11 protein-coding genes are annotated in these 13,047 nt (G+C 33.6%); 8 read left to right on the forward strand and 3 right to left on the reverse strand.

Going from position 1 to position 13,047, the window contains the following annotated elements:
• Positions 1-66: 66 nt before the first annotated feature.
• The 3 genes from katG to ACVBED_RS04800 all read right to left on the reverse strand — a co-directional run bounded on the left by katG (position 67) and on the right by ACVBED_RS04800 (position 3,944).
• Positions 67-2,364 (reverse strand): catalase/peroxidase HPI, encoded by a 2,298-nt coding sequence (gene katG, locus ACVBED_RS04790; RefSeq protein WP_473094587.1) that lies wholly within the window; start codon positions 2,362-2,364, stop codon positions 67-69.
• 320 nt (positions 2,365-2,684) lie between these two features.
• Positions 2,685-3,551: a sigma-70 family RNA polymerase sigma factor gene (locus tag ACVBED_RS04795; RefSeq protein ID WP_473094588.1), complete on the reverse strand. Its 867-nt coding sequence runs from the start codon at positions 3,549-3,551 to the stop codon at positions 2,685-2,687.
• A gap of 87 nt (positions 3,552-3,638) precedes the next feature.
• Positions 3,639-3,944, reverse strand: coding sequence for a hypothetical protein (locus ACVBED_RS04800; protein ID WP_473094589.1), 306 nt, complete (start codon positions 3,942-3,944; stop codon positions 3,639-3,641).
• A gap of 168 nt (positions 3,945-4,112) precedes the next feature.
• Here ACVBED_RS04800 and ACVBED_RS04805 point away from each other — a divergent pair, with 168 nt between their 5' ends.
• The 8 genes from ACVBED_RS04805 to gpmI all read left to right on the forward strand — a co-directional run bounded on the left by ACVBED_RS04805 (position 4,113) and on the right by gpmI (position 12,957).
• A complete protein-coding gene (locus ACVBED_RS04805) occupies positions 4,113-4,712 on the forward strand; it encodes a bifunctional nuclease family protein (RefSeq protein WP_473094590.1) in 600 nt (199 codons plus the stop codon).
• A gap of 6 nt (positions 4,713-4,718) precedes the next feature.
• The gene (locus tag ACVBED_RS04810; RefSeq protein ID WP_473094591.1) at positions 4,719-5,978 is read left to right on the forward strand and encodes a nucleoside permease; all 1,260 of its coding nucleotides are present in this window, start codon (positions 4,719-4,721) and stop codon (positions 5,976-5,978) included.
• A 263-nt stretch (positions 5,979-6,241) separates the two neighbouring features.
• A complete protein-coding gene (locus tag ACVBED_RS04815; protein ID WP_473094592.1) occupies positions 6,242-6,670 on the forward strand; it encodes a hypothetical protein in 429 nt (142 codons plus the stop codon).
• A 36-nt stretch (positions 6,671-6,706) separates the two neighbouring features.
• Positions 6,707-7,885, forward strand: a complete 1,179-nt coding sequence (locus ACVBED_RS04820) for an acetyl-CoA C-acyltransferase (protein WP_447118972.1) — start codon at positions 6,707-6,709, stop codon at positions 7,883-7,885.
• A 137-nt stretch (positions 7,886-8,022) separates the two neighbouring features.
• Positions 8,023-9,459: an MFS transporter gene (locus ACVBED_RS04825; protein WP_473094696.1), complete on the forward strand. Its 1,437-nt coding sequence runs from the start codon at positions 8,023-8,025 to the stop codon at positions 9,457-9,459.
• Between the two features lie 73 nt (positions 9,460-9,532).
• Positions 9,533-10,459: a mevalonate kinase family protein gene (locus ACVBED_RS04830; protein ID WP_473094593.1), complete on the forward strand. Its 927-nt coding sequence runs from the start codon at positions 9,533-9,535 to the stop codon at positions 10,457-10,459.
• 17 nt (positions 10,460-10,476) lie between these two features.
• On the forward strand, positions 10,477-11,361 hold the full coding sequence (locus tag ACVBED_RS04835; RefSeq protein ID WP_447118974.1) for a UbiA family prenyltransferase: 885 nt from the start codon (positions 10,477-10,479) through the stop codon (positions 11,359-11,361).
• Between the two features lie 66 nt (positions 11,362-11,427).
• Entirely contained in the window at positions 11,428-12,957 is a 1,530-nt protein-coding gene (gene gpmI, locus ACVBED_RS04840) for a 2,3-bisphosphoglycerate-independent phosphoglycerate mutase (RefSeq protein ID WP_447118976.1), read from the forward strand.
• Positions 12,958-13,047: the final 90 nt, after the last annotated feature.

Genomic DNA, 13,047 nt, shown 5'->3' on the forward strand with positions numbered 1-13,047 from the left:
ACTAGATCTTAAAAATAAAAATGCCTGATTACATAACTGTATCAGGCATTTTTAATTTAAAAAAAATTATTCATCTTTTACATCGTATCGGTCAAGCATCATAACTTTGTCCCAAGCTGCTACAAAATCTTTAACAAATCTCTTTTGTCCATCATCGGCGGCATACACTTCAGATATATTGCGTAATTGCGCATTGGATCCGAAAATTAAATCACAACGTGTTGCAGTAAATTTTGTAACTCCACTTTTGCGTTCATTTACATTAAATATCATTTCATCAGAATCTTGCGGAATCCACTCGTAGTCCATACTTGTTAAAACCTTAAAGAAGTCATTCGATAATCGTTCTGAACCTTCTGTAAACATTCCATGTTTAGAGTAATCATAGTTTTGATCCAAAACTCTGAGGCCTCCTACCAAAACTGTCCATTCTGGAGCAGTTAGTGTTAATAACTGAGCACGATCAAGAAAAATCCGCTCTGCCGGAAGATGGTAACCTACTTTATCATTATGGTAATTTTTAAAACCATCAGACACTGGTTTAAGGCAATCGAAACTTTCAACATCGGTCATTTCCTGAGTTGTGTCCATACGACCTGGAGTGAATGGAACCTGTATTTCAATTCCAGCATTACTTGCGGCTTTTTCAATAGCAGCACAACCTCCTAACACTATCAAATCTGCCAAAGAAACTTTTTTATTGGAATTTTGGTTATTTTGAAATTCGTTTTGAATTTCTCCTAATGTTTCAAAAACAACTTTAAGTTCTTCAGGACGATTAATTTCCCAAGTATTTTGCGGATCCAAAGCTATACGAGCTCCATTGGCGCCGCCTCGTTTATCAGTATCGCGATAGACTGAAGCGGCAGACCAAGCGGCAGAAACAAGTGCGGAAATTGTAAGACCACTATCTAATATATTTTCTTTAAGACTTCTTATTTCATTAACATCAACCAAATCATGATTTACTGACGGAATTGGATCTTGCCAGATTAAATCTTCTTTTGCGACTTCTGGTCCCAAGTAGCGGTCTTTTGGTCCCATATCCCTGTGCGTTAGTTTGTACCAAGCTTTTGAAAAAGTCATGGTAAAATAATCAAAATCATTTAAAAACCGATCACAAATTACACGGTAATCTGGATCTACTTTTAGGGCAAGATCAGATGTCATCATCATTAAATTACCCAAGAGACCATCTAAATGTGCATCCGGTGTTTTTGGAGCGTTAGAATCTATAGGAGTCCATTGAATAGCACCAACAGGGCTTTCAATTTTTTTCCAGTCATACTTTAAAAGATTAGTAAGGTAATCATTATCCCATCTTGTGGGATTAGGAATCCAAGATCCTTCAATGCCATTCGTCATTGTATTAATTCCATTTCCAGAACCAACAGGATTACTCCATCCGAGTCCTTGTGCCTGAATGGGAGCCGCTTCCGGAGCCGCGCCTATTTTCTCCGCGGGAACCATTCCATGACTCTTACCAAAAGCATGTCCACCTGCGATTAATGCAACCGTTTCCTCGTCATCCATAGCCATGCGTTTAAATGATTCCCGAATGTTTCTGGCGGAATCTTGCGGATCCCCATTGCCACCCGGACCTTCGGGATTAACGTAAATTAAAGCCTGATGCGTTGCTGCAAGGGGATTTTCCAAGTCGTGGTATTTTTCTTTTGGTCCGCCTATCCAACGCAGATTGTCATTCACCATCTCACCAGGATGCCCTTTGTGATCAGCTGTTGTTGGAACTTCGTCAAAAGGTTTTCCATTCCAAAATTCCGGACCCCAATAAGTGCTCCGGTCTGGTTCCCAAGCATCTCTACGACCACCTCCGTAACCGAAGGTGGGAAATCCCATAATTTCCAAAGAACAATTTCCAGTCAAAACAAAAAGATCTGCCCAAGAAAGCCCTGCGCCGTATTTTCTTTTTATTGGCCAAAGCAAACGTCTTGATTTATCAGTGTTACCGTTGTCCCACCAAGAATTAATGGGCGCAAAACGCTGCATTCCTTGCCCAGCGCCTCCACGGCCGTCAGCAATACGATAGGTGCCAGCAGAATGCCAAGCCATACGTATCATTTGTGGCCCATAATTGTTATAATCAGCTGGCCACCAATCCTGAGAATCTACTAGTAGATTTTTAATATCTGTTTTAAGATTATCATAATCAATTTTATTAAACGCTTCTTTATAGTTTTCTTCTCTTAAAGGATTTGAGACAGGTTGTTCTTGGTGGAGTAGTTCTACCTGTAAACGGTTTGGCCACCAATCATCAACTTGCGGCGAGGTTCCAAATGCTCCTCCTATTCGTGTGCCGCGGAAGGGACATTTTTCGAGATTTTCAGGATTATCAATGTTGTTCATAAAATATATGTATTTTGGTTAAGACTATTTTGCCAAGTGAATGTATTTAGTTAAAATAAATTTACATCTTAGGATTAATAAATTTAATTAATTCAGAATTTTTAAATCTTGAAAGTAAAGTTATAATGTTTCCCTCTTAAAATGTTTTTTAAAAATTATAATTTTAAAATATTAAGTCAATTTTAACAATTTTAACAATTTTGACGGTTTTTTGATTGTAGGCTTTAAGACAAAATTATACATCCGTATTTTGATTGAGTAAAATGAAAAAATCCCTCTTAAAAAAATTAAGAGGGATTTTAAGTAAATGCTTTAAAAACCTATTTACCTAAATAAGATTTCAAGATCTTACTTCTTGTATTGTGTTTCAATCTTTTAATGGCTTTTTCTTTAATCTGACGAACGCGTTCTCTTGTGAGGTCAAATGTCTCACCGATTTCTTCTAAAGTCATCGGATGTTTTCCGTTTAAACCAAAGTAAAGACGAACTAAATCTGCTTCACGCGGCGTTAAAGTTTGCAAAGCTCGTTCAATCTCAATCTGCAGAGATTCTAACATCAAATCTTTATCCGGACTTGGTGATTCACCAGAACGTAAAACGTCGTATAAATTAGAATCTTCACCTTCCACTAAAGGCGCATCCATCGACAAATGGCGCCCGGAATTTTTCATTGATTCCTTAATGTCTTCTTCCGTCATGTCCAAAACTTCCGCTAATTCTTCCGGGGAAGGTGGTCTTTCGTTTTGTTGCTCAAGATGAGCGTAGGCTTTGTTAATTTTATTGATTGAACCAATTTTATTTAAAGGCAAACGTACAATTCTGGATTGTTCTGCTAAAGCCTGTAAAATCGACTGACGAATCCACCAAACGGCGTAAGAAATAAATTTAAAACCTCTGGTTTCATCATATCTCTTTGCGGCTTTCATCAAGCCTAAATTTCCTTCATTAATTAAATCGGGAAGAGAAAGGCCTTGATTTTGATATTGTTTAGAAACCGAAACTACGAAACGTAAGTTGGCTTTTATTAATTTATTTAAAGCGATCGTATCGCCGGCTCTAATTTTCTGTGCTAAATTTACTTCTTCATCGGCGGTGATTAAATCTACCTTACCAATTTCCTGTAAATATTTGTCTAATGACGCGGTTTCCCGGTTTGTAACCTGCTTTGTAATTTTTAGTTGTCTCATTGTATAATGCTCATTTTTTTGAGTACTAATATATTATACGTTTAAAATCATAAAAAGGTTACAAAGAATTTAAAATTTATTTGTACTTTATTCGCGCACTTTTATTTGCTTCATGATCTTCGCGGTATTATAATCTGAAGATACGCCGTATCCATTAACCAATAGACCTTTCACACCATTTTTTGCTTCTAATGCATATACAATTGCTTGATCAGAAGGATCAGAATTTCCTTCGTATCTGTAAATTTCCACAATTTCTAAATCACTAGGTTTAAATTGACACATATGGCAAATGACCTGGTTTTCTTTAAGATTAAAATCAATGATAAAACCTTTTCTTTTCAGCTCATTTATTGCAACTGAGACGCTTTCATAATGAGATTCTGGAATCATTTTTTTAAATTTTATTTTATAAAAACCAATTATTATGAGTTGTACTTCTTATATTTATAAATTTACAACTTTATTTAATGGAAATATCAAAAATCCCAAGAAGAAGTGAGATTAAATTTCCTAAAATTATAAAACCTCTATCAAACAAAGCAAATCTAGATTGTAGCTATGGATTATAAAAAATTAACCATCAGAGGGATTTCTTACAGTCAAACCCAGTCTGGTGCTTATGCATTGCTCTTAGAGCATGAAGAAACCGCAGTAAAATTGCCAGTAGTTATTGGAAATTTTGAGGCGCAGTCAATTTCCTTAGGTTTGGAAAAAGATATCCATCCACCGCGCCCATTAACACACGATTTATTTTCAAAATTTGTAACATCCACCGGTTATACTTTAAGTTCGGTAATTATTTATCAGATCATTGATGGTGTATTTTTCTCAAATTTAAATTTTAAATGTCTGGAAAGCGAAGAAGAATTGATCATAGACGCCAGAACATCAGATGCAGTTGCAATGGCAGTTCGTTTTGATGCACCAATTTATACCACCGAACAAGTTTTAAGTGAAGCCGGCATTTTATTAGAACTAGATGTTCCAGCATTAGGAATTGAAAATGCATCAAATGTTGACAATAATAGCAGTTCGCTGAAAAATGTAAGTTCTGAAGACTTATCAAATCTTTTAGAAACTGCTGTGAAAGATGAAGATTTTGATGCTGCCTTAGAAATTCAGCTGGAAATAAAAAGACGTAATAAAAAAATAGATTAATTTAAAATGAATATAAAATTAAAACTTACAATTTTAAGTTTTCTACAACTTTTTGTTTGGGGCGCTTGGCTTATCACCATTGGAGTTTACTGGTTCGGAACCAAAAACTGGAGTGGTGAAGATTTCGGAAAAGTATTTGCGACTTTAGGTATCGCTTCCATTATTATGCCTGCATTAACAGGAATTATTGCTGATAGATGGATTAATGCTGAAAGATTGTACGGTGTTCTACATATTTCCTACGGAATTGTGTTACTTTTTTTACCAAGTGTCGTAACACCTGAAAATTTCTTTGCAGTAATGCTAGTTGCGATGATATTCTACATGCCAACTATTTCACTTTCAAATTCGATATCTTATTATATCCTGAAAAATAACAATTATGATGTAGTAAAAGTTTTTCCACCAATAAGAGTTTGGGGCACCATTGGTTTTATCGTTGCAATGTGGATCACCAATTTGACCGGCAATAAAGCTTCTGGAAATCAGTTTTATATTGCTGCCGCAGTTGCCTTTGTTTTAGGAATTTATGCTTTTACATTACCTAAATGTCCGCCACAAAATTTAATTCCGAATGATGCGCCGTTATCAGAGAAATTGGGTTTGAACGCCTTTGCTCTATTTAAAGATTATAAAATGGCACTTTTCTTTTTCTTTTCAATGTTTCTTGGCGCCGCGTTGCAGTTAACTAATATGTATGGAGATACTTTTCTTTCAGATTTTGGTAAAATTCCGCAATATGTAGACAGTTTTGTGGTAAAAAGATCAACGATTATTATGTCCATCTCACAGATTTCTGAGACTTTATTTATTTTAGCAATTCCTTTTTTCTTAATTAAATTCGGAATTAAAAAAGTAATGCTTATCTCAATGATAGCATGGGTTTTACGCTTCGGATTTTTCGCTTATGGCGAACCACAAGGTGGTGGTTTAATTTTAATCATTTTATCATGTGTCGTTTACGGAATGGCTTTCGATTTCTTTAATATATCGGGATCACTTTTTGTTGAAACTACTACCGATTATAAAATTCGATCTTCGGCACAAGGCTTATTTATGATGATGACGAATGGTTTTGGCGCAATAATAGGAAGTTTAGCAAGTGGTTATTTAATAACGGAATATTTTACAATGCCAAATGGGGATAAAATGTGGCATGAGATCTGGTTAACTTTTGCAGGTTATGCTTTAATAATTGCAATCCTTTTCGCTATAATGTTCAAACATAAACACAATCCAGAATTAATGGAAACCGTGACACACTAAATACTAAAAGTCAATAAATTTAAAAACACATTTCTTTGGAATGTGTTTTTTTATGCTATTTCGTTTTAAAACCCTTAATTTTAGTTTGTTAACAATAAATTAAAAACGGTTTGACCTTTTTTACTAAATAATTTTTGCAATCGATGTTTAATAACTATTTAAACTTGTACGGTATAAATGAAATCTAGATCAGTATCGATTTAACAAATTTACGTTTCTAATTTTTTATTTTTCATATTTATTAAAAAACACATTTTTCTGAAATGCGTTTTTTTTTGTACTTTGGCAAAAGAGTTTTTAAAATGAAAATTGCACAGTTTTTAAGTTTATTTTTAGTTCTAGCAGGAAGTTTCCTTCCATTAGTTCACATTCCAATTATTGGCAACTGGAATTATTATAAGATAGATTCTAATCTTGCCTTCCTGGTTTGGGGATTTTGTGTAATCACATTAATAGGTATAATTTTTGATAAATTAAAAATTGTCCGAGTTGTTGCGGTAATTCTTTTGCTGCTATTTGTTTTTACAATTGTTGCTATTAAATTTAAGTCTTTAAACTATTTCAGTTTTTTACCTTTTAAATCCTGGCAGGAATCTTTTGCAGGAATTGTAAAACTAAGTTGGGCATGGATTTTAGAATTTGCAGGTGCGATTTTATTACTCATTTTAAATAAACAAAAAATTAAAAATTAACATTCTTCAATTATCAATAATCATTAATAAAAAGTTATGAAAGAGGTATTTATAGTTTCCGCGGTAAGAACGCCTGTTGGAAGTTTTTTAGGAAGTTTAGCGGGAATTCCTGCTACCAAATTAGGTTCAATTGCCATTAAAGGTGCTTTGGATAAAATAAATTTAAGCCCAGAAGAAGTTGAGGAAGTTTTTATGGGAAATGTTTTGCAAGCCAATGAAGGACAGGCGCCAGCAAGACAAGCGGCTCTTGGTGCGGGTTTAAAAAACACTGTTCCTTCTACAACTGTAAATAAAGTGTGCGCTTCTGGAATGAAAGCTGTAATCATGGCAACTCAATCTATAAAATGTGGAGATGCAGAAGTTATCGTTGCAGGTGGAATGGAAAATATGTCAAGTGCACCACATTATTTAGACGGAAGAAATGGCGTAAAATTAGGTGACATTAAGTTAATCGACGGAATCGTAAAAGATGGTTTGACTGATGTTTACACAAAACAACATATGGGAAGTTGTGCCGAAATGTGCGCAAAAAAATATAATTTTTCCCGTGAAGACCAAGATAATTTTGCTATAGAATCTTATAAACGGGCTGCGAAAGCGTCTGAAGAGGGAAAGTTTAAAGATGAAATTATTTCGGTAGAAATTCCGCAAAGAAAAGGAGATCCAATTATTTTCAGCGAAGATGAAGAGTTTAAAAAAGTAAACTTTGAAAAGATGCCTTCGTTGGCGACAGTTTTTCAAAAAGAGAACGGAACAATTACAGCAGCAAATGCTTCACCAATTAACGACGGTGCATCCGCTTTAATTTTAATGTCCAGAGAAAAAATGGAAGCCTTAAATCTAAAACCTTTGGCCAAAATAATTTCATATGCAGACGCCGCACACGAACCGGAATTTTTCACAACTGCGCCTTCAATTGCACTTCCAAAAGCTTTGGCAAAAGCAAATTTAAAAATTTCTGATATCGATTTTTTTGAATTAAATGAAGCTTTTTCCGTGGTTGGTCTGGCAAATATTAAAATACTAGGATTAGATGCTGCAAAAGTAAACGTCAATGGTGGTGCAGTTTCCCTGGGACATCCACTGGGAAATTCTGGCTCAAGAATTTTAGTGACTTTAATTAATGTTCTGAAACAAAATGGGGGTAAACTTGGTGCTGCAGCAATTTGTAACGGCGGCGGTGGCGCTTCTGCGATGGTGATCGAATTACAATAAAAATAAAATTTAAAATACTGTTTTAAAAAAATTAAATCAGAATTCATTCAAATCATTTATATTTGTCTGAATTCTGATTTTATTGCTTAAATTAAACCGAAACTTTGGAAAAACAAATAAAAAATAATCCGAAAATAATGAACGCTTGGGCCCTCTATGATTGGGCAAACTCTGTTTATTCGCTCGTCATTACATCCACTATTTTCCCTATTTATTATACTAATCTTACCACGGCTTATAAGAAAAAAGTCTTTATAGAAAGCACCGGTTTGTGGAAAGAAATTCCTGTTCCACACATGATAAAAATAATGGGAACGGCTTATGAACCTGCCGCTTTGTTCAGTTTTTCATTAACATTGTCTTTTTTAATCGTTGTTATAATTTCACCAATTTTATCCTCTTTGGCGGATACTATTGGGAATAAAAAATCTTTTTTGCAGTTTTTCTGTTATCTTGGTGCCACTTCCTGCATGGGTTTGGCGATGTTTACGGGAATTCAAAATGTGTTCTTGGGACTTCTATTTAGCGTCACAGCGAGTGTTGGATTTTGGGGCAGTTTGGTTTTTTATAATTCATTCTTACCTGATATTGCTACGCCTGATAAACAGGATGCACTTTCCGCAAAAGGCTATGTTTATGGCTATATTGGTTCTGTTATCTTACTAATTATTTGTCTGTTATTGATTCAATTTTTGGCAAAAACACCTGCAGAATCATTAACTTATACAAGAATTACATTTTTATTAACCGGAGCCTGGTGGTTTGGTTTTTCGCAATATACGTTTAAGCATTTACCGCAATTTGGTTTGGTTAAAGATAATTTACCTAAAGATTTAGTACTTTTAAATTATAAAAATATTTTTCAAAAGCATGAAGAGCATGGTGGGATTTTTGAAGTTTTAAAAGATAATATTTCCTTTTACAAAGACATTGCGAAGGAAAGTTTTAGAGAATTATTTAAAGTTGGAAATGACTTATTTAAAAATCGAAATTTGAAATTCTTCTTATCTTCATTTTTCTTTTACAGCGTTGGGATGCAGACCATATTTTTAATGGCAACCTTATTCGGAACTTCTGAAATTTTCACTAGGGAAGAAGACCAGTATAAGCTGATAATTACTATTTTAGTTATTCAGATTGTGGCAATCTTTGGTGCTTTGGCTTTTTCTAAATTATCAAAAAATATCGGAAATAAAAATGTCATTAGTATATCAATTTTTATCTGGATTATTTGCTGTCTTTCTGCCTATTTTTTAAATAAAGAAAATCCAAATGTAGAAGTGCAATTTTACGTTTTAGCAGCTGCGATCGGCTTGGTAATGGGCGGTTTACAGTCAATGTCCCGTTCTACTTATTCTAAATTATTGCCAGTAGATTCAATGGATAATACCACTTATTTCAGCTTTTACGACGTCTTGGAAAAGTTAGCAATTATCTTAGGTTCTTTAATTTTTGGCGTAGTAATTCAAAAATTTCATAATATGCATTATGCTTTTATAGGAATGTCGGTTTTCTTTGCGATTGGCTTAGTTTTGATCCGTTTTTTAGATACCAAACCTTTGAATGTAAAGTGATTAGCTGTATTACGAATTAAAAATAATACTAAGCTAATCTATATTTCGTATATTTGCATAGTTAAATCAATAGATGACGAATCCTTTATTTTACGCTAAAATTCTTCTCTTCGGAGAATACGGAATTATTGAAGATTCACAAGGTCTGACAGTTCCATATAGCTTCTACAAAGGCACCTTAAAATTTTCAGATCTAGATTCCGATTTCGAGAGAAAATCAAACTTATCTCTGTCCAAATATTTAAATTATTTAGATGGTGTAGATTTACCGGAAGATTTTACGCTCAATCTTAAATCCTTAAAAAAAGACATTTCAAAAGGTTTATTTTTTGATTCTAATATTCCTCAAGGTTATGGGGTTGGAAGTTCAGGCGCTTTAGTTGCCGCGATTTTCGAACGTTATTCTATCATTAAAAGAACACCGGAAAGCATTAGTAAAGACGGTTTAAAAAATCTAAAAGTAGTTTTTGGTTTGCTTGAAAGTTATTTTCACGGAAAAAGTTCAGGTATTGATCCTTTAATCTGCTATATGAATTTGCCGATTTTAATTGAGAGTCGGGACAATGTTGATAAAGTTTTAATTCCTAAAGAAGAAGCCGGAAAAGGTGCCATCTTCTTAATTGATTCTGGTTCCGTCGGTGAAACCGGTCCAATGATTCAGATTTTCTTTGAAAAATTAAAAAATGAAGGCTTTCGTAAAACTTTGAAAGAGGAATTTATCCGCTACAATAACGCCTGCATCGATACTTTTCTGAAAAAAGAAATGAATCCTTTCTTCAAAAATTTAAAAAAATTGTCATTCTGGGCTTTTGAAAATTTCAAACCGATGATTCCAGAAAATATTTGGATGGCCTGGAAAAAAGGATTAGAAACTAACGCCTATTATCTGAAACTCTGCGGAAGCGGTGGTGGCGGTTATATTTTAGGATTTTCCAAAGATTACCCCAAGGCAGAAAAAATGCTTGAAGGTTTTGATAAGGAAGTGATTTATAGGTTTTAATATTTAAATTCTGTGTTTTGAATAAAAGTCTTTTCTACAGGATATCTCAGTTTCTTGGCTTCCTTTTAGGTGCTAAAGTCTTCGTGACAGCACTTTTAGCTTTTGCACTTTACGTGTCTGCCTATTTTCTTTTTAATCAGGTTGAATCTTTTCATAATTTTATTTTTGATTTTAAAGTCCATGGCTTAATTTTAAGTTCGCTTCTTAGTATTTTAGCGGGCGGAATTATTAATCAATTTTACGATAAAGAAAAAGATACCTTAACAAAACCGTTTCGAAGCCGAATTCAAAATTTTTTAAAACAAAGGTATTTTCTGTATGCGTATCTTTTTTTAAATCTTTTATCCTTGGGAATCGCCTCGTCACTTTCCTTCAGGATTTTTATATTTCTCTTGGTTTATCAGTTTTTAATGTGGTTTTACAGTCACAAAATCAGCAAAATCTTATTTTTGAATAATATTAATTTCGTTGTTTTAACACTTTATCCCTTTTTTGGAATTTTGGTTTATTACCGCACTTTTTCTCTGGATATAGTTTATTCTGCCATATTTTTATTTTTAATACTTCTTATTATGGATATTTTAAAAGACACTTTAACTAAAAATGCAGATAAGATCTTTGATTACTCAACTATTCCTAATGTTTTCGGAAATAGAGTTGCGGTTATTAATTTAATATTTCTTATGATAATAACGATGTTGGTTTCGATGAAAATCATTGACCACAATGGTTTGGATAATATCTGGTCATATTATTTTGCATTAGGACTTTTCGTTTTTGTGCTGTGTATTTATTTTTTACTTCAAAATTTTAAAAACTCAAAATTTCTAACCTTAAATTTATTGAGATTGTGGCTTTTCATCGGAATTTGTGCTATGCTTTTAAATGGTATTTTTCATTAATTTTCTCACATTTATTATCCCGAACGTTTTCAATTTCGTAAATTTGTTTAATAAAATTATAGAAAAATGCCAAAAAAAGCCATACTCGCAATACTTGATGGGTGGGGTTTAGGACTAAATCCTGAAGTTTCTGCACTTGCGAAAGCAAATACGCCTTTTATTGATTCTTGCTATAAAAATTTTCCGCATACAACGCTCGAAGCGAGTGGAACAGCAGTTGGTTTGCCTTTTGGCCAAATGGGAAATTCTGAAGTTGGGCACATGAATTTGGGTGCTGGAAGAGTGGTGTATCAAAATTTGGTAAAATTAAATATGGCAGTAGAAAATGCCACTTTAGGTAAGGAAAATGTCATTACAGATGCATTCAAATATGCGAAAGAAAATTCCAAAAATATTCATTTTATTGGCTTGGTTTCTGATGGCGGCGTGCATTCCCACATTAACCATCTGAAAGGGTTATTGACTGCAGCTGCAGAGTATGGTTTAGATAAAAATGTCTTTGTTCATGCTTTTACAGATGGTAGAGATTGTGACCCACATTCGGGAAAAGGTTTTATTGCAGAACTTTTAGACCACATGAAAATTTCAACAGGGAAATTAGCGTCTGTAGTTGGAAGATATTACGCCATGGATCGCGATAAAAGATGGGAACGTGTAAAATTAGCCTATGATGCGTTGGTAAATGTTGAGGGGATTTACACAAAAGATGTTTTAGAAACTATTCAAAAATCTTACAATGAAGGAATAACAGATGAATTTTTGAAACCAATAATTTTAGAAAGCGATAATCATCTGCCTGTTATAAAAATACAAAATGAAGACGTTGTTTTCTGTTTCAATTTCCGCACAGATCGTGGTAGAGAGATTTCTGATGTTCTTTGTCAACATAATTTCCCCGATTATAACATGCAAAAATTAGATTTGTATTATGTTACTATGACTAATTATGATAAAGAATTTAAAAATGTCCATGTTGTTTTTGACGAAAAAGTTTTAACTGAAACATTGGGTGAAGTTTTAGAAAAAAATGGGAAAACCCAAATTCGCGTCGCTGAAACAGAAAAATATCCGCATGTTACTTTTTTCTTTTCTGGTGGCAGAGAAGAAATGTTTGAAGGTGAAAGACGAATACTTTGTCCCAGCCCAAAAGATGTACCTACTTATGATTTTAAACCTGAAATGTCGGCGTACGATATCACAGAAAAAATAGTTCCTGAAATAGAAAATGAGACTGCAGATTTTATTTGTTTAAATTTTGCCAATACTGATATGGTCGGCCATACAGGCGTTTTTGAAGCCGCTGTAAAAGCTGCTGAAGTTGTAGATTCTTGTATTCAAAAAGTTGCAACTGCCGCTTATGATCATAACTACGCTGTATTTATTTTGGCAGATCATGGTAACAGTGATTTTATGATAAATCCTGATGGTTCACCAAATACACAACATTCGACCAATTTAGTTCCTTTAATAGTAATGGATAAAGACTATACTTGGGATTTAAAAAAAGGAAAACTAGGTGATGTCGCACCAACGATCCTAAAAGTCATGAATATCAAGATACCAGAGATCATGACTGGCGAGATTCTTGTTAGTTAAATTAAACATAATAAAAAAAGGTAGAATATTAGATACTATGCTAAAAATAATATTTTAAACCTTAATTTTGCAATTCCCTAAAAAATAAAG

Source organism: Halpernia sp. GG3, from assembly GCF_052976925.2.

Bases quoted from the DNA above. Each gene is read 5' to 3' on its own strand.
- ACVBED_RS04830 (WP_473094593.1), top strand. From the start codon at position 9,533: ATGACGAATCCTTTATTTTACGCTAAAATTCTTCTCTTCGGAGAATAC.
- gpmI (WP_447118976.1), top strand. From the start codon at position 11,428: ATGCCAAAAAAAGCCATACTCGCAATACTTGATGGGTGGGGTTTAGGA.
- ACVBED_RS04810 (WP_473094591.1), top strand. From the start codon at position 4,719: ATGAATATAAAATTAAAACTTACAATTTTAAGTTTTCTACAACTTTTT.
- ACVBED_RS04795 (WP_473094588.1), bottom strand. From the start codon at position 3,551: ATGAGACAACTAAAAATTACAAAGCAGGTTACAAACCGGGAAACCGCG.
- katG (WP_473094587.1), bottom strand. From the start codon at position 2,364: ATGAACAACATTGATAATCCTGAAAATCTCGAAAAATGTCCCTTCCGC.
- ACVBED_RS04820 (WP_447118972.1), top strand. From the start codon at position 6,707: ATGAAAGAGGTATTTATAGTTTCCGCGGTAAGAACGCCTGTTGGAAGT.
- ACVBED_RS04800 (WP_473094589.1), bottom strand. From the start codon at position 3,944: ATGATTCCAGAATCTCATTATGAAAGCGTCTCAGTTGCAATAAATGAG.
- ACVBED_RS04815 (WP_473094592.1), top strand. From the start codon at position 6,242: ATGCGTTTTTTTTTGTACTTTGGCAAAAGAGTTTTTAAAATGAAAATT.
- ACVBED_RS04805 (WP_473094590.1), top strand. From the start codon at position 4,113: ATGGATTATAAAAAATTAACCATCAGAGGGATTTCTTACAGTCAAACC.
- ACVBED_RS04825 (WP_473094696.1), top strand. From the start codon at position 8,023: ATGAACGCTTGGGCCCTCTATGATTGGGCAAACTCTGTTTATTCGCTC.